The following is a 16,263-nucleotide window of genomic DNA, read 5'->3' on the forward strand; positions in this document are numbered from 1 at the left end:
ACTGATGAACAAATTTGATTCTAGTTCTTTTATTAACAGCGACAGTCAATGGCTTACAGAAGTTGCTGGTGGTCATTCTTTGAAGAAAATTAAATTTTTAGCAAAGATTAGAAATGGTGAAGATCAAAAAGCGGTCTTATCCGATACTGGTTATAGTGTTTATGGCTCTGGAGGAAAATTCGCTTATGCTTCGGCGTTCTTATATGACGGTGAGTCTGTGTTGCTCGGTCGAAAAGGTACGATCGATAAGCCTTTATATGTAAATGAAAAGTTTTGGACAGTGGATACAATGTTTTACACGGTTCCAAATCAAGCAGTAAATGCGAAATTTCTTTATTACGCTACTACTACTATTCCATTTGATTTTTATTCTACTTCGACTGCCATTCCAAGTATGACTCAATTTGATTTGAACAATCATAAACTTGCGTGGCCTATTACGTATGACGAGCAAACTGCAATTGCCAAGTTCCTTGATATAAAATCAGCTAAAATTAATGATGCGATCGCAATCAAGCAAAAGCAAATTGAGCTGCTAAAAGAGCGCAAGCAAATTATCATTCAGCAAGTGGTAACGCAAGGTTTGAACCCTGACACACCGATGAAAAATTCTGGAGTTGATTGGATTGGTTGCATTCCTGAACACTGGAATGTGAAGCGTTTGAAGTACGTGATGGAAGAAAGAAACGAACGCTCAAAAACTGGTGAAGAGCCATTGTTTATGGTGAGTCAAGTACATGGTTTGGTTGTACGTGCTGATTATCATGAAAAAGCGGAAGTCGCTGCTAGTAATATCGATAGCAAAATCGTTTATAAGAATGATCTGGTTTTCAACAAGTTAAAAGCGCATTTAGGTGTTTTCTTTAAGAGTAATATTGATTTTAAAGGATTAGTAAGCCCTGATTATGCAGTGTACAAAAGTAAAGCCTATATCAGTGATATGAAAATTCTTGAGCTGTTGTTTAGGCATCCCTCTTACATCGAGCAGTTTGTTATTCGAGCTACAGGTATTGTGGAAGGTTTGATTCGTCTATATACCAGTGAGCTTTTCGATATAGCCGTTCCAATTGCACCAGAGAATGAACAGCGAGAAATTATCAGTTTTGTTGAATCAGAAAGTCTCAAATATGACCAAGCTATTGCAATTCAAGTTCAACAGATTGAAAAGCTAAAAGAATACAAAACGACCCTCATCAACAGCGTAGTAACAGGCAAAATCAAAGTGCCTGGAGTGGTTTAACAGGGATGAATATTCAACAGGGCGCAATAAACAAATCAATGGACATTACCGTTAACAGTGTAACGGCTGCTCAGTTATTTTCTGGTGATGTCATTAATATTGATAAAGAGCCACAGAATGTCTTAAAGGGGCGGTTAAATCTTCCTGAATATCAGCGCCCTTACAAATGGTCTCCCAGCGATGTTGAAGCTTTGCTTGATGACCTTAAGGCTTATTTCAGTGTGAATACTGAACGCATTGATTCGCAAGATAAACCTGTAAAACCGTTACTTTATTTAGGTAGTGTGGTGTTGCATCAGGTCGAGCGAGGTTCAGAAGCGATATTAAACATTATTGATGGTCAACAGCGTATCACGACCTTGCAGTTGATTTGCATGGCAATAGCAGCAAAAAGTAGTAACCACTATGCACTGCCTAACATGCGGTATGGTTCGCCAAGCAGCCATGAGCGCATAGCTAAAAACTATCAATGGCTGACAGCGCAGTTGTTTCCTGATGAATTACTTACGCTCGATTTAAGCCGTATTAACTTTACGGTTGTGATCACACAATCTGAAGATGAAGCCTACCGCTTTTTTGAAACACAAAATACGGGCGGTGTTAGGCTGTCTGGTCCACAAGTCATTAAAGCTCACCACTTACGGGCGATACCTAGTGAAATACAAAATAACTTTGCACGTAAGTGGGAGTCATTTAACTACTTAGATGGAGTGGTTAACAGGCTGCTTAAAGCAAGACACTGGCAAGCATTTGTTTTTAAGTATGTGCCTTCACATCGCGCACCTGAGGGTGTTAAAAAAGCCATTGTAAAAGAGTTTGCAGAGAATGTTGGCAGCAATAAAGACGATTTAGCATTTAACCGGGGTGCTCAAATTAAAAGCCTGTCAGGGGCGATATCACAACAGCTTGTTGATGGCTATTTAGCGAAGCAGCCACTTAATGCAGGTATAAATACGGTTAACTATTTAGCCTATTTTAATGAGCTGTATAACACCTTAATGGTAGATCAGTCTCAACCTTACCTAGAGCCATTCTATTCGTTTTATAACGAGGTGGTATTAAAGGCGAACAATAGTGATTTTTTAACTGAGTTACTTGATATTACTATTTTGCTGTACGTCAGTGAATTTGGAACAGAGCATCTTAATGAAGCCAGCTTTTGGTTAGCTCGATGTGTCTTTTCTATTCGACTTTACAATGAAAAAACAGTGAGGGAAGACTCTATTTCTTCATTTGTTAATAAATATCCCTTACTCGATTGGATAACCACGGCCTATGATCACAAGCAGCTCCTTGTAATGCTGCAGAGTTTTGAGCGAGATATATCGCCCGATAACATTGGAATATCAGACAGAGACGGTAAGGTTGCGAATGGAGTAAAGCAAAAGTTCTTAAAAGGTTATGCTAACTTCTTTAACATTCACATCGCAGATCACGCAGGTAAACAACTCGCTCAGTCTTTTGATGCTGATTTGAAACAAGGCATAGAGAGCAAATTAGCTGAGCTAAAAGAGTGTAATGTTCAAGCATTTCAGGAGTGTGTTGCATGAGTTTAGCGGTATCAGACAATACACAGCGAAGTGTTAGTCAAGTCGAAACAAAAGTTCAAACCCCACAAGATTTATTTATCAATAAAATAGCGTTTGAAATCCCATCTTATCAGCGGTCTTATGTTTGGGGCGGTGAAGGCGTTTTAAAACTGTTACAGGACATAGAGCAGGCATTTATCGCAAAAGAGCATCAATACTATATTGGCACAGTGCTTTCTTCTCAGTTGTCGAAAAAAGCGAACAAAGATGCATCCGTGAGCTTTGAATTGATCGATGGTCAACAGCGAATGACTACCTTAATGCTGATTGCAATTGCATTTAAAAAAGCCAATGTTGATTGTGAGCTTTCAGATGTTGCGACATTGGCACATTTTCCTCGAGTTACGTTTTCAATTAGGGAAATGGTACAAGGTTTATTGTGCTCATGGACTGATTTGGAGTTTACACATAAGCCCTCTGATGAGGATGTTCATAAAAATGAATATACCAAGTATTTAGCTGAAGCGTTAAATACGGCATCGAGCTTTATTAAAGAAATACGTAAAGATAGCAAAAAAGGTGAAGCGCATTTAGTTCATTTTGCTAAGTACTTTTATCAGCAAGTACGGTGGGTTAACAACATTATTCCCGTTGGAACCGATTTAAATAAGCTGTTTGCGACTATGAATACTAGTGGTGTGCAGTTAGAGCAATCAGATATTATAAAATCAAAACTTTTAGGAAATTTGAGCCAAAATCGCCATGAATATGATGGATTGTGGCAAGTGTGTGAAAACCTAAATAACTATTTTGAGCGTAATGTAAGGCGTGTGTTTACAGCATCTAACTGGAAAGAAGTTCAAGATGCAGAGTTGGCTAGTTTTGATAAGACAAAGTTAAAACTCGTTGACATCAACTTGTCTCCGGATGATTTCGATAATGGTTCTGGTAGCATTAGGGGGCTAATGCTCGAACAGATCGTTAATGATGAGTCTCTGTTAGAAAAGCCAGAGTCTAAGAAGACTACTGGCAGTAGCGCTGTGGATGACGAAGTATTCTGCCGCTCTATAATAAGTTTTCCACTGCTTTTAATTCACGCGTTTAGAATTTATAACGCTCAAACTGGTAATGAAGACATTGAAAGTCGTGTTAATGGTGAGCGACTTAATCAAGTATTTGAAAAGTTTGTAATAAATGCTTCTGAATCTGAGGTAATTAAGTTTTTAGATTGCTTATGGAAAGTGAGGTACCAGTTTGATAAATGGGTTGTAAAATGGGTAGAAAAGGCCGAAGAGTCCACGGCAGTTTTACGATTGAGTAATGTTAACTTCTCAAAGCCCCAAAGCAGATTAAACCGAGTACCTACTGAAATAACAGAACTTAGCCAACTTCAAAGTGTTCGTTACTTTACTGGTGAACGAAGTGCTCAGTATTGGCTTACTTCTTTTTTAGATTGGCTAGTTAAAAACAATACTGATGATAAAAATTTAGTATTAGCTAAATTAGAAGATATTGATAACAAACTGTCATTAGCTTTGTTTCATGCCGAGCTAAGCCAAAAGCAGGCAAGTTTTAACTATCTAAAAAAACCAGAAGTTAGTTTTGGTAACTTATCTGAAATGAGTGAGTATCTAAATCATTTCAACGGCACTGGTTTCGAGCATTATTGGTTTCAGAAGCTGGAATATGTGCTTTGGAAAAATGAGAAAAATAGAGCTGAAGAAAAATTCAGAAAATACCGTATCAGTTCAAAGAACTCTGTTGAGCATGTTCATCCACAACATGAAGAATACGATAAACGGTTAGAAGATAGTTATTTGAACGCCTTTGGCAATCTTGTGTTACTTAGTCCAGGCGAAAATTCGTCTTACAGTAATCAAATAGTTGGTAAAAAACAGGAAGATTTTAAAGCTAAACCAGTATATGACTCACTTAAGTTAAAACGAGTTTTTGAGTCGAAGCAAAACGATGAGTGGGACAAAGTCAAGATTAAACAACATCAAAAAGAGATGTTAAATGCATTAGCAGCGCATTATAGTCACAAGGAATAATTATGGTCAGTCAAACAAATGAACAAGCATTAGAGGCCGCAATAGAAAAAGGTTTAGCCGGTATTTGTAAAGAAGAGCTAGCGCTGGGTGAAGCGCCTATTAGTTACAATAATGATCTTTATCTTATTGGTTCTTCAAGCGACTTTGACAAACAGTACGCTTTAGATACCCGTTTGTTTTGGCAGTTCCTTGAAGATACTCAAGCGAGTAAGTTAGAAAAACTAAAGCACACAAGCCCTCACGACTGGCAGAGAAAAATCCTTGAGCGTTTTGATCGTATGATCAAGCGTCATGGTGTTCTGCGTTTGTTGAAAAAGGGGCTAGACGTTGATGATGCGTTCCTAACGTTAATGTATCCAGCACCTCTCGCCAGTAGTTCTGAGAAGGTAAAACAAGATTTCTCGGCCAACTTATTTAGTGTGACTCGCCAAGTTTGTTATTCCAGTGCAAATCCATTGGAAGAAATTGATATGGTACTTTTCATCAATGGTATTCCGCTGATTACCATTGAGCTAAAAAACCAATGGACGGGCCAAAATGCAGCTTATCATGGTCAGAAACAGTACCGAGATGATAGAGACGCGAATCAACCTCTGTTGAACTTTGCACGCTGTTTGGTTCATATGGCGGTTGATACCGATGAAGTCTATATGACGACCAAACTGGCAGGTAAAAAGACATTCTTCCTACCGTTCAATAAAGGCTTCAATCTAGGTAAAGGAAACCCGACTAACCCATATGGCCACAAGACGGCTTACTTGTGGCAAGAGGTGTTCCGCAAAAAAAGCATCGCTAATATTATTCAGCACTTTGTTCGCCTTGATGGCAGCAGCAAAAAGCAGTTGGACAAACGAACTCTGTTCTTCCCTCGATACCACCAAATGGATGTCGTGCGTCGTTTGGTTGATAACTGTTCAGTTAATGGTGTTGGGCAAACCTATCTGATACAGCACTCAGCGGGTTCAGGTAAATCTAACTCAATTACATGGGCTGCATATCAGCTCATCGAAACTTATCCTATCAGCGATGATCTACCCGGAAGTAGGGGGAAAGAAGTGCCTCTATTCGATTCGGTTATCGTCGTTACCGATCGCCGATTGCTTGATAAGCAGCTACGCGACAATATTAAAGAGTTCTCCGAAGTGAAGAACATTGTTGCACCAGCGTTCAAATCGTCTGAGCTAAAGTCTGCATTAGAGAATGGCAAGAAAATTATCATTACCACCATTCAGAAGTTTCCATTCATTATTGATGGTATTGCCGATTTAAGTGATAAGCGCTTTGCCGTCATTATTGATGAGGCCCACAGCTCTCAGTCAGGCTCCGCTCATGACAATATGAACCGTGCGATGGGTAAGAAGGAAGTGGAAGAGCTAGAAGATGCTCAGGACAAAATTCTTCAGGCTATGTGTTCACGTAAGATGCGTGGAAATGCATCGTATTTTGCGTTCACCGCAACGCCCAAAAATACCACTCTAGAAAAGTTTGGTCAGCGACAAGCGGACGGGACTTACGCTCCTTTCCATTTGTACTCGATGAAACAAGCCATCGAAGAAGGCTTCATTCTCGATGTTATTGCCAACTACACGACTTATAAGAGTTATTACGAGATTGAAAAATCAATCCAAGATAACCCTGAGTTCGATAGTAAAAAAGCGCAGAAGCGTTTGCGAGCGTATGTAGAGGCAAGTCAAGAAACAATAGATACCAAAGCCGAGATCATGCTTGAACACTTTATCAAACATGTGATTAACGGTAAGAAGCTAAAAAGTAAAGGCAAAGGCATGGTGGTGACTCAAAATATTGAGTCAGCTATCCGTTACTATCGAGCACTAACAAGACAGCTTGATCAAATGGGTAATCCATTTAAAGTTGCCATTGCTTTCTCGGATACCAAAGAGGTTGATGGTATTGAGTACACCGAAGCTGGCCTGAATGGGTTCCCAGAAGGCGATACCAAAGATTACTTTGATGTGAACTACAAGCGTAAGGAGTCGGACTCCCCAATTCCTAAGCATGTAGACCAGGATGCTTTCCGTTTGTTGGTCGTGGCGAATAAGTATTTGACGGGCTTTGACCAACCGAAGCTTTGTGCCATGTATGTGGATAAAAAACTGGCGAGTGTATTGTGTGTGCAAGCGCTGTCTCGCTTGAACCGCTCGTCACCAAAGTACGGTAAGAAAACGGAAGATCTGTTTGTATTGGATTTCTTCAACTCAGTGGATGATATCAAAACCGCATTTGACCCTTTCTATACATCGACAACGCTTTCTGAAGCAACAGATGTCAATGTTCTTCATGAGCTAAAAGATGATATGGACGACACTGGTGTGTATGAATGGTTTGAAGTTGAGGAGTTCAATAAGCGTTTCTTTGAAGGAAGAGATGCTCAGGACCTGAGCCCAGTCATTGATATCGCAGCAGCGCGTTTTAACCACGAGTTAGAACTAGAGAACGAATTTAAAATCGATTTCAAAGTGAAAGCCAAGCAGTTTGTGAAAATCTACGGCCAGATGGCATCTATCATGCCTTATGAGGTCGTTCAGTGGGAAAAACTGTTCTGGTTCTTGAAGTTTTTGATTCCAAAACTTTCCGTCGAAGACCCAGATAAAGAAGCACTCGATTCACTGCTGGATTCAGTTGATTTGAGCTCTTATGGATTACAAAGGGTTAAGCTTAACCACTCCATCGAGCTAGATGACTCTGAAACTGAGTTAGATCCTCAAAACCCGAACCCGCGCGGAGCTCATGGTCCTGAAAGCGAAAAAGACCCGTTAGATGAGATCATCCAAATCTTTAACGAACGTTGGTTTCAAGGTTGGAGCGCAACCCCAGAAGAGCAACGAGTTAAGTTTGTGAACATTGCTGAGAGCATCCGAAATCACCCAGACTTCGAAGCTAAATACCAAAACAACGCAGACCCTCATACGCGAGAGCTAGCGTTTGAGAAGATGTTGAAAGAAATAATGCTTCAACGCCGTAAAGACGAATTAGAGCTGTACAAGCTGTTTGCACAAGACCCCGCTTTTAAAGCGTCTTGGACGCAAAGCATGCAGCGTATGGTTGGTGAATAAGAATACATTTAGATAGGGATAATCAATGAGTAGGTCAATTAAGTTGCTTACCTTTTTGAACGAGAAAAGGGAGCTGAACTGGGTCTTCGATGAGGTCGTTGGCACTATAAAGCAAGGATATACTGAAGAAGCAACGTCTACTTTAACAGCAGACAACTTTCAACTTGGGGAGTCTATTTCCAAAACTGATCATAAAAAGCTCAAAGGTTACGAGAAGACTAGAGAATACACACAAGATGAAGTATCTGATTTGGTAATAGATAGACTGAAATTCTTACACCTCGAAGTCCCAGAGTTCCAGCAAAGCGCATTTAAGTTGTTTCACTCCATCAACCCGTCGTTAACGGAAATTCAGCTTGTTGACAGTGATGATGGGGAGCTGAAAGGTTTTGAGTTGATAAAGGATACTGGTTTGTTGAAATGGCGTGAAATTCAGGATGACCTAAAAACGCGTCAGGAACGTTTTGATCGATTTCTATTGGAGGTAGATCGTGTTTGCGAGTAAACCTAATATTACAGATTTGATAACGGCATATGATTCGACGTTGGCGGCGCATGCTCCTGTTCATCACTCAAACCATGCGCATGATGCGTATGAAGTCTATTTGTTCTCTCTGGTTATTAAAGCTGCTCAAGCAGAAGGGGCTACAGTATCATTTGAAGATAATCGAAATCAGAAAAATCCAAGCACTCTCATTTTTAGAAGCTCTCCGGCAACTATTTATTCGAGCGCAAACGCTTTTACTCATGCTTTAATATCATTTACCTCTGCACCGACTCTAGAGGTTCATGTTGGGGTTTATGTTCAAGGTTTAGCTGGAGTAATTCATGAGTGTGATGTAGCTGTTATAGATCAGAGCGAAGCTAGGTTTTGTAGGGCTCACGGAGTACACCCCAAGAAGAATAAAGTTGTAATTGCAGTAGAGTGTAAACTGTATGAAAACAACCTAGGCATAAAAATCGGTAGAGAGTTTATTGGTATGACTGCTGACTTGGGTAAGGAAAATAGGTTTTTATTTAGTAATTCCTCTGGTGCTTCATTAGAGAAAATACTTGTCCACCATAAACGCCATAGACTAATGGGAGTTACACCGCTTGACCATGATAGGGAAGAGCAAGCGGTTGCAAAACTAAGAGACGCTTTTAGGGACTACAAGGTTAAGAACAGTTGAAAATTTAGTGGCTTAAGTCATCAACTAGGAGCTGTTTTTCGAAGCAATATGTTGCGGTTGTAAATCGTACTATTTCAGACCTGATCTGACAGTTACTCACTTTTCGACTCGGTGCCTGTCAGATTATATCTGGGCTAGATGCTTTTCAGCCCAGATTGATTTTCCATCCTCTAATGTTTCTATTGGCGTTCTGGCTTAGTACACTTTTCTTGAACGTCATTTGGTCACTTCATTTGTGTGGGCTTTTTTGTGTCTGTCGTATTTCAGCCAAAACAACCGCTTTAGCTGAAAGACTTGAGTAGAGCTCTAGCCTCGAATGATCATTTGCTCACGCTCTGGACCTACTGACACCATCACGATTGGCACGCCCATCAACTCTTCGATACGCGTAACGTAATCTTGTGCTGCTTGAGGAAGGCTCTCAAACGTGCGGCAACCCGTGATGTCTTCATCCCAGCCAGCCATATCTTCATATACAGGCTTTAGTTCAGCCGTTTGTGGCCAAATCGGGTTTTCAGTGTGCTCACCAGAGTAAGCGGTACAGATCTTAAGTTCAGATAAACCAGACAGGGAATCAATCTTAGTCAGTGCGATTTCCGTTGCAGCTTGTAGGTCAACGCCGTTGCGAGTTGCTACCGCGTCGAAGTAACCCATATCACGTGGGCGGCCTGTTGTTGCGCCGTATTCGTTAGAGCTTTCGCGGAAGCTGTCTTGCTCTTCCATAGCAGTTACTAGCGTGCCAGTACCAACAGACGAACTGAACGATTTAGCAACGGCAATAATACGCTCAGGGCGAAGGGCAGGTAAACCGCTACCAATGCCTGCATAAGCTGCGGTTACATTAGAAGACGTCGTCCAAGGGTATTCACCATAGACAAGGTCACGGCCTGCACCAAGTTGAGCTTCAAACAGTAGATTTGCGTCTTGTGATTGAAGTGCTTTAAGCGGCTCAGTTACGTTGCAGATGAATGGGCGCCACGCTTTAGTTACTTCAAGTAGCCATTCTGTCATTTCAGAAGCAGTCTGAGAGAAGTCACATTGTGGGTATAGCGCTTTAAGTTGAGGCATCTTCCAATCAAGTAAGAATTGAATGCGTTGCTCCAAAATTTCAGGTTGATTCAACCAGCCAACAAGAATGCCTTTCTTCATCACACGATCGCCGTAAGCGGGTGCAATACCTTGACGTGTTGAACCGTAAGCACCATCGCCTAAACGTTCTTCTTCAAGTGTGTCTTCAAGCGCGTGTAAAGGTAGACAAAGTGTCGCACGGTCTGAAATCGCCATTTTCACTTTGATGCCAGCTGCTTGTACTTCTGCAATTTCTTGAGTTAGCGCAGCAGGGCTGATCACCATGCCAGGGCCAAGAACTGCCGTACAATCAGGATTAAAAATACCACTAGGCAGTTGATGCAGTTTGAATGTACCGAAGTCGTTTACTACGGTATGGCCGGCATTGTTTCCGCCTTGAAAGCGAATGCTAGCAGAAGCTTGGTCTGCTAAAAAATCAACGATACGGCCTTTGCCTTCGTCGCCCCAGTTTGCGCCTACAACAACAATAGATGGCATAATTTTTCTCCTGACTGATTGAGAAATCATGTTAGGCCTACAAAGTGGATAAGAGAAATTAATTATCTTTATTATCTTGATAAGGATTTCATATATCATGTAAAAAACCTGGGAGGGATATGATGCTCGATATTAATTTGTTGAAGACGTTTGTGACGCTAGCGGAGTATAAGCATTTCGGAAAAGCAGCCAATGCACTGCATATGACACAACCCAATGTGAGTTTGCACCTAAAACAATTAGAACAACAAACACGCATAAAGTTGATAGAGAGAAGTCCATTTCAATTGACTCAAGCGGGTGAGCGGCTATTGGAAACTAGCAAAAGAACGCTAATCGAACTGCAGATTTGTCAGGCCGATCTCAACGCCATTAACGACCTTAAAATAGGGACGTTAACTATTGCCGTAAGTGACATCATTTCCCGATTCTTGTTGATTCGCCCGTTTCAGAAGTTCAAAGCGCAGTATCCGGGTATTGACCTTACCTTGTTGAATACCACCTCATCTCAGGCGTCGAGTTTAGTTAAGAACGCTCAGGCGGATCTTGGTTTTGTGATTGCCAAAGAGCAACACAACGAGTCGCTCTATTTTACTAAGCTTCAAGAGCTTTCATGGTGTGCGTTAGGCGATGGGTTTGATATCCAAGACTCTGACGAAGAACTCACCTTGATTCTACTTGGCCACGATACGAGAACGCGTGACTTCATTGATGAAGGTTTACCGAGCCTTAATCTACCGAGTTATAGGGTGATGGAAGTAGGGAGTGTCGATGCTCAAATCGACTGGGCGGAAGCGGGATTTGGTGTGGCGATTGTTCCTGAATTTGCGGTATCCACCAAGCAGCATCTGCATTCGAAAGTGACACCGTTGATGAACTTTTCTAGCACCAGTCTTGGTTATATTGTTCGGCAGAACCAAGTGTTGTCTAAAGCGACCAAGCAGTTATTAGGCTGGGTGAATGATGAGATTACTCTGTTACAAAGCAAATAAACGCCATCACTGACTTTGAGTTACCTGAGCCTGCCAAGTGTGGGCTTTTTGTGTTCTGTTAATCATCGTTTTCTAGCATGATAATTCGTAGGTGACTTCCCAAAATAAAAGGGTCGCTAATGAAGTGCTTGGTTGATACGGTATAATTCAATGATATGAAAGTTAATTTAGTACGCTAGTTGGTAAATAGAACATGAAAAACACTGATTTTAGTCTGATCCCGTATTTTGTTGTCATGATGGAAGAGCTCTCTATCTCGAATACCGCGAAACGTTTTGGCGTTACTCAGCCCGCAATTAGTAAGGCGCTTAACCGACTAAAAGAAACCTATGATGACCCGTTGTTTGTGAAAACAAAGGAAGGCTATAGACCGAGCAGTTTTTGTTATGACATCTACCCTCAGATAAAACAGGCCTACGATGCCTTTGAATCGACTTTCCCGAGTAAGCGAAAGTTCGACCCAACAAAAATTGAAAGGTCGTTTAACGTCGCTTGCATTAGTGGTGCAACTTATTCATTGATGAAGCGTGTATCCGATATCCTCTATGCGGAAACGCCAGATATAGGTCTTCATATTGACCCTTACTATACTGCAGACATCATTCTAGACCTTCGCCAACACCGATATGATTTGTGTATAGTCCATACGCCTATCAACGATCCGGCAATGGAATGTATTCAGCTCTCTAACGAACCTATGGTGGTTGCTTATGATAAAAACCACCCTAGATTAGGGAACGAGATTACGTTGGAAGAATACCTTGAAGAGAAGCATGTTCTTCATAGTATGTGGGATATCAAAGAATCGCCGTTAACCAAAACCAGTAAGTATGCGAAGAGTAGAAAGGTTGCACGAAAGGCGCCTGGCCCATTTGAAATGCTTGATATGGTAAGAGGAACGGATTGGCTTTGTATTAGTCAGAAATCGATACTTGAAAGGTATGGTTTGCTGGATGATTTTAAGCTGTCGCCTTTACCGTTTGAATCGGATCTTGGTACTGAATATCTGGTGTGGCACAAGAGTCGTAATGCAGATATGGCGCATTCATGGTTTAGAAAAAAGATTGTTGATGCCTCACAAAAAAAGCCCCAGTGGGGCTTTAATTAGTCAGTTATCTTTAATGGTCGGTAGCCGGGTTATCTAGCTGTTGCTTCGCTGTTTAACCCTTGCTCCGCTATTTCGCGTTTTGTGCTTGCATCTGCTGAATCAGCTTTTGCATTTTTAGCGTGTTGTAATTGATCTCTGCGGCGCTGAAGCCTTGGCCTTGTTGCATTGGGTAATCGTTTAGAGAGCCCATGAACTTAATCACTTCTTGAGACATTGGTACGAATAACCACATGTTGTCTACCATCCAACGAGTGTACATGCCAGATTCTTTCGCTGCGGTTTCAAACGGGTCCATACGTAGGTTTGTAATTGAAGCCCAAGCAGGAGCTTGACGGATAGCCGATTGCATTGTGCCTTCCATCATAGCGAAGCTTGCTTTCCAATCGTTCCAACGAAGCGCATTGAAGTCACCGTTTGCAGAGAAGTAGAAGATAGTTTCACGGGGTGACTTTTCAGCCTCTCCTTCAAAATATGGCATAAAGTTCGAGCCATCTAAGTGAACACGCCAATCTGTATTATTTAGAGAAACACCTTCTTTAAGGTCTTCAACGATAGAGTCATTACCGGCAGCAGCAGCTAGTGTCGGTAACCAGTCTTCTTGAGACATTAGCGCATTGACCGCAGAGCCAGGTTCGATTACACCAGGCCATTTCACGATTTGTGGAACACGCATGCCGCCTTCGTAAGTTGTGCCTTTCTCACCGTGGAAAGGAGATGTACCGCCGTCAGGCCATGTAAACTTTTCTGCACCGTTATCGGTAGAAAGGATAACAATCGTGTTGTCTGCAACTTCTAAGCGTTCAAGAGTATCAAGCAACGCGCCCACGTTGTCGTCTAATTGAGCCATACCATCAGCGTAGATACCTTGACCAGAAATACCGCTGTAATGTTCGTTCAGACGAGTCCAAACGTGCATACGAGTCGAGTTGTACCAGATAAAGAACGGTTTATCTTCTTTTACAGATTTCTCCATGAACGTGATAGCCGCTTCGGTAAAGTCCTCATCGATGTTTTCCATACGAGCGCGAGTCAGTGGACCCGTATCTTCGATTTTGCCATCAGAGGTTGCTTTGATAACGCCGCGAGGCCCGTAGTTCTTTCTGAATTCTGGGTCTTTAGGGTAAAAGTAGGTTTCAGGCTCTTCTTCCGCGTTTAAGTGGTAAAGGTTACCAAAGAACTCATCAAAACCATGGTTTGTAGGAAGGTGTTTGTCTTGATCGCCTAAGTGATTTTTACCGAATTGTGCCGTCACGTAACCTTCTTCTTTAAGAGCATCACCAATGGTAGGAGCCCAGTCAGGAATTCCGTGTGCAGAACCTGGCATACCGATAGTAAGTAGGCCGGTACGGAATGGGTGTTGCCCCGTCACGAACGAAGCACGGCCAGCCGTACAAGATTGTTGTGCGTACATATCCGTAAAAATAGCACCCTCGTTGGCAATACGGTCGATGTTCGGCGTTTCGTAGCCCATCATTCCACGGTTGTATGCGCTCGTGTTGTAGTAACCAAGATCATCTGCCCAGATAGCAAGAATGTTCGGTTGGTCTGCCGCAGCGACGCCTTGAGCAACGCTGAGTGCGCTCATTGCTAACACGGTTTTGGTTAATTTAGTCAAGGTAATGTCCTTTCTTTAGTTTCTATTTGTTTAGAAAGAAAATACCAATTTTGTATTAACTCAGAGGACTACTGGGTATGAATTCTAGTTACTTAGAAGAATAGTGGAGCCGTGATTAGGGCTAGTGTTTTACTCAAAATCAGAGACCTGCCCAGAGTTTATTTCTTGATTAAGTGAGCCTTATTGATTTTCGTCCCATTTCGAAAATCAAATTCGCCGTTGACAAAGTTTGATGATCAAACTAAATTTCAACCAATTGCTTTGATTGTCAAATTACTTGTCAATCAAAGGGCTTTTATTAACAACGATCATCTAACCGCAAACATCAGCTAAGGACGCCATTTTTAGTTTTCCAACACGTCACCAACACAACTTTTCTTCACATAACAGCCAAGGTGAAAAGCGTACTTTCTACGTTCTCTTGTTAACTATCATCACCATGGTTGTTGAGATCGTTGCGGGGACTATTTACGGCTCTATGGCGTTACTTGCCGATGGTTGGCACATGGGGACGCACGCTGCAGCGTTTGGTATCACCTTATTTGCATACCGTTATGCGAAGAAGCATGCCGAGAGCGAACGTTTCTCTTTCGGTACTGGCAAAGTTAGTGTGCTAGGGGGCTACACCAGCGCGATTGCATTGGGTATTGTGGCATTATTAATGCTGGTTGAATCAGTGCATCGTTTATTTAACCCACAAGCGATTCAGTTTAATGAAGCGATCATCGTTGCTTGTATTGGTTTAACCGTGAATGTAGTGAGTATGTTTTTACTCGGCGATCACCATCATGATCACGGACACGAGCATGGCCATGATCATAGTAAGAACCATGGCCATTCGCACGGTCATTCACATAGTCATGATCACGACAGCGACCATGGTCATAAACATGTTGAGCATCACGGACACCATCATGATCACAACCTACGCGCAGCCTACATGCATGTGTTGGCGGATACTTTGACTTCACTGTTGGCTATTGTTGCGCTGCTATTTGGTAAGTTTTACGGTTGGAACTGGTTAGATGCAGCAATGGGCATGGTGGGTGCTGTCGTGATTGCCAAATGGACAATGAACCTAATGAAGCAAACAAGTCCAATCTTGCTCGATCAGAATATTGATGATGAGTACCGTAACGGAATCACTGAAGCTTTAGCTCCTTACGCAGCCGTAACCGACTTACACATGTGGAAGGTGAGTGGACATCACTATTCAGCAGCGATTACTCTTGAATCAAACAGTGATAAAACCGTGTCTGAATATAAACAAATGCTCTCCAAGTTTGATAAGATTAATCATCTTACTCTTGAAGTGCATTCAAACGACCATGCGAAATATAGAACAGCTTAACCAAATACTGACTGAGTTCTACGATAAAATGTCTTCGTGGGAACAGTCTGTAGTCAAAGATACGGGTTACTCCCTGGCTCAAGTACACACTATTGAAGTACTTGGTATGCATGGCGCGTTAAGAATGAAAGAGCTCGCTGAAAAGCTGGGCATCACCACGGGTACATTGACCGTTCAAATCGAAAAGCTGGTTAAAGCCGAATTGATTGAACGCCATGAACACCCAACGGATCGTCGTGCAATTGTGGTTGCATTAACTGATGAAGGGCAGAAGATTCACGTTCACCACAATCAGCTTCACTTGAACCTAGTTAATGAATTAACGCAAGACATCGAAGAAGATGAGAAAGTGGTATTACTGAAGTGCCTATCTAAGATGGTAAAAGCGTTTTAGTCAGCCTTAAGTTCAAACCCTAACTTATTAGCTGCAAAGCGATTGATTAAGAAATCTAAAAATGGACCTGACTCGAATTGAGTAGGTCCATTTTTTCGCCGTTTTCTCTCGACTATACAATCACTAATCGATGGACTCACCGTTTCAAAAAAAAGTCAAAACCTCCCAATA

12 protein-coding genes are annotated in these 16,263 nt (G+C 41.8%); 10 read left to right on the forward strand and 2 right to left on the reverse strand.

The window, feature by feature from the left end; translation table 11 throughout:
* The first annotated feature begins 4 nt into the window (after positions 1 to 4).
* The 6 genes from AB4180_RS19215 to AB4180_RS19240 are packed head-to-tail and all read left to right on the forward strand — an operon-like array spanning position 5 to position 9,066.
* A complete protein-coding gene (locus AB4180_RS19215; RefSeq protein WP_102248858.1) occupies positions 5 to 1,240 on the forward strand; it encodes a restriction endonuclease subunit S in 1,236 nt (411 codons plus the stop codon).
* Between the two features lie 5 nt (positions 1,241 to 1,245).
* Positions 1,246 to 2,790, forward strand: a complete 1,545-nt coding sequence (locus AB4180_RS19220) for a DUF262 domain-containing protein (RefSeq protein WP_102248859.1) — start codon at positions 1,246 to 1,248, stop codon at positions 2,788 to 2,790.
* A complete protein-coding gene (locus AB4180_RS19225; RefSeq protein ID WP_102248860.1) occupies positions 2,787 to 4,820 on the forward strand; it encodes a DUF262 domain-containing protein in 2,034 nt (677 codons plus the stop codon). Before AB4180_RS19220 ends, AB4180_RS19225 begins: the two co-directional genes overlap by 4 nt.
* 2 nt (positions 4,821 to 4,822) lie before the next feature.
* Positions 4,823 to 7,894, forward strand: a complete 3,072-nt coding sequence (locus AB4180_RS19230; RefSeq protein WP_102248861.1) for a type I restriction endonuclease subunit R — start codon at positions 4,823 to 4,825, stop codon at positions 7,892 to 7,894.
* A gap of 25 nt (positions 7,895 to 7,919) precedes the next feature.
* Positions 7,920 to 8,399, forward strand: coding sequence for a hypothetical protein (locus AB4180_RS19235; RefSeq protein ID WP_102248862.1), 480 nt, complete (start codon positions 7,920 to 7,922; stop codon positions 8,397 to 8,399).
* Complete coding sequence (locus AB4180_RS19240) at positions 8,386 to 9,066, forward strand: hypothetical protein (RefSeq protein WP_102248863.1); 681 nt, start codon at positions 8,386 to 8,388, stop codon at positions 9,064 to 9,066. Before AB4180_RS19235 ends, AB4180_RS19240 begins: the two co-directional genes overlap by 14 nt.
* Positions 9,067 to 9,372: 306 nt before the next feature.
* Here the strand turns inward: AB4180_RS19240 and AB4180_RS19245 are convergent, their stop codons facing one another.
* Entirely contained in the window at positions 9,373 to 10,632 is a 1,260-nt protein-coding gene (locus tag AB4180_RS19245; protein WP_102248864.1) for an adenylosuccinate synthase, read from the reverse strand.
* Positions 10,633 to 10,751: 119 nt separating this feature from the next.
* Here AB4180_RS19245 and AB4180_RS19250 point away from each other — a divergent pair, with 119 nt between their 5' ends.
* Positions 10,752 to 11,624 carry a LysR family transcriptional regulator gene (locus AB4180_RS19250; protein WP_102248865.1) on the forward strand — a complete coding sequence of 291 codons (873 nt, stop codon included), beginning with the start codon at positions 10,752 to 10,754 and terminating at the stop codon, positions 11,622 to 11,624.
* 193 nt (positions 11,625 to 11,817) lie between these two features.
* Positions 11,818 to 12,732 carry a LysR family transcriptional regulator gene (locus tag AB4180_RS19255; RefSeq protein ID WP_102248866.1) on the forward strand — a complete coding sequence of 305 codons (915 nt, stop codon included), beginning with the start codon at positions 11,818 to 11,820 and terminating at the stop codon, positions 12,730 to 12,732.
* Between the two features lie 67 nt (positions 12,733 to 12,799).
* Here the strand turns inward: AB4180_RS19255 and AB4180_RS19260 are convergent, their stop codons facing one another.
* Positions 12,800 to 14,317, reverse strand: coding sequence for an arylsulfatase (locus AB4180_RS19260; protein ID WP_241909234.1), 1,518 nt, complete (start codon positions 14,315 to 14,317; stop codon positions 12,800 to 12,802).
* Between the two features lie 370 nt (positions 14,318 to 14,687).
* Here AB4180_RS19260 and dmeF point away from each other — a divergent pair, with 370 nt between their 5' ends.
* Both dmeF and AB4180_RS19270 read left to right on the forward strand, forming a co-directional pair.
* Positions 14,688 to 15,698, forward strand: a complete 1,011-nt coding sequence (gene dmeF / locus AB4180_RS19265) for a CDF family Co(II)/Ni(II) efflux transporter DmeF (RefSeq protein ID WP_102248868.1) — start codon at positions 14,688 to 14,690, stop codon at positions 15,696 to 15,698.
* The gene (locus AB4180_RS19270) at positions 15,676 to 16,092 is read left to right on the forward strand and encodes a MarR family winged helix-turn-helix transcriptional regulator (RefSeq protein ID WP_102248869.1); all 417 of its coding nucleotides are present in this window, start codon (positions 15,676 to 15,678) and stop codon (positions 16,090 to 16,092) included. Before dmeF ends, AB4180_RS19270 begins: the two co-directional genes overlap by 23 nt.
* Positions 16,093 to 16,263: the final 171 nt, after the last annotated feature.

This window comes from Vibrio sp. 10N.286.49.C3, from assembly GCF_041469545.1.
GTDB lineage: Bacteria > Pseudomonadota > Gammaproteobacteria > Enterobacterales > Vibrionaceae > Vibrio > Vibrio tasmaniensis_A.

Bases quoted from the DNA above. Each gene is read 5' to 3' on its own strand.
- AB4180_RS19215 (WP_102248858.1), top strand. From the start codon at position 5: ATGAACAAATTTGATTCTAGTTCTTTTATTAACAGCGACAGTCAATGG.
- AB4180_RS19220 (WP_102248859.1), top strand. From the start codon at position 1,246: ATGAATATTCAACAGGGCGCAATAAACAAATCAATGGACATTACCGTT.
- AB4180_RS19225 (WP_102248860.1), top strand. From the start codon at position 2,787: ATGAGTTTAGCGGTATCAGACAATACACAGCGAAGTGTTAGTCAAGTC.
- AB4180_RS19230 (WP_102248861.1), top strand. From the start codon at position 4,823: ATGGTCAGTCAAACAAATGAACAAGCATTAGAGGCCGCAATAGAAAAA.
- AB4180_RS19235 (WP_102248862.1), top strand. From the start codon at position 7,920: ATGAGTAGGTCAATTAAGTTGCTTACCTTTTTGAACGAGAAAAGGGAG.
- AB4180_RS19245 (WP_102248864.1), bottom strand. From the start codon at position 10,632: ATGCCATCTATTGTTGTTGTAGGCGCAAACTGGGGCGACGAAGGCAAA.
- AB4180_RS19250 (WP_102248865.1), top strand. From the start codon at position 10,752: ATGATGCTCGATATTAATTTGTTGAAGACGTTTGTGACGCTAGCGGAG.
- AB4180_RS19255 (WP_102248866.1), top strand. From the start codon at position 11,818: ATGAAAAACACTGATTTTAGTCTGATCCCGTATTTTGTTGTCATGATG.
- AB4180_RS19260 (WP_241909234.1), bottom strand. From the start codon at position 14,317: ATGAGCGCACTCAGCGTTGCTCAAGGCGTCGCTGCGGCAGACCAACCG.
- AB4180_RS19270 (WP_102248869.1), top strand. From the start codon at position 15,676: ATGCGAAATATAGAACAGCTTAACCAAATACTGACTGAGTTCTACGAT.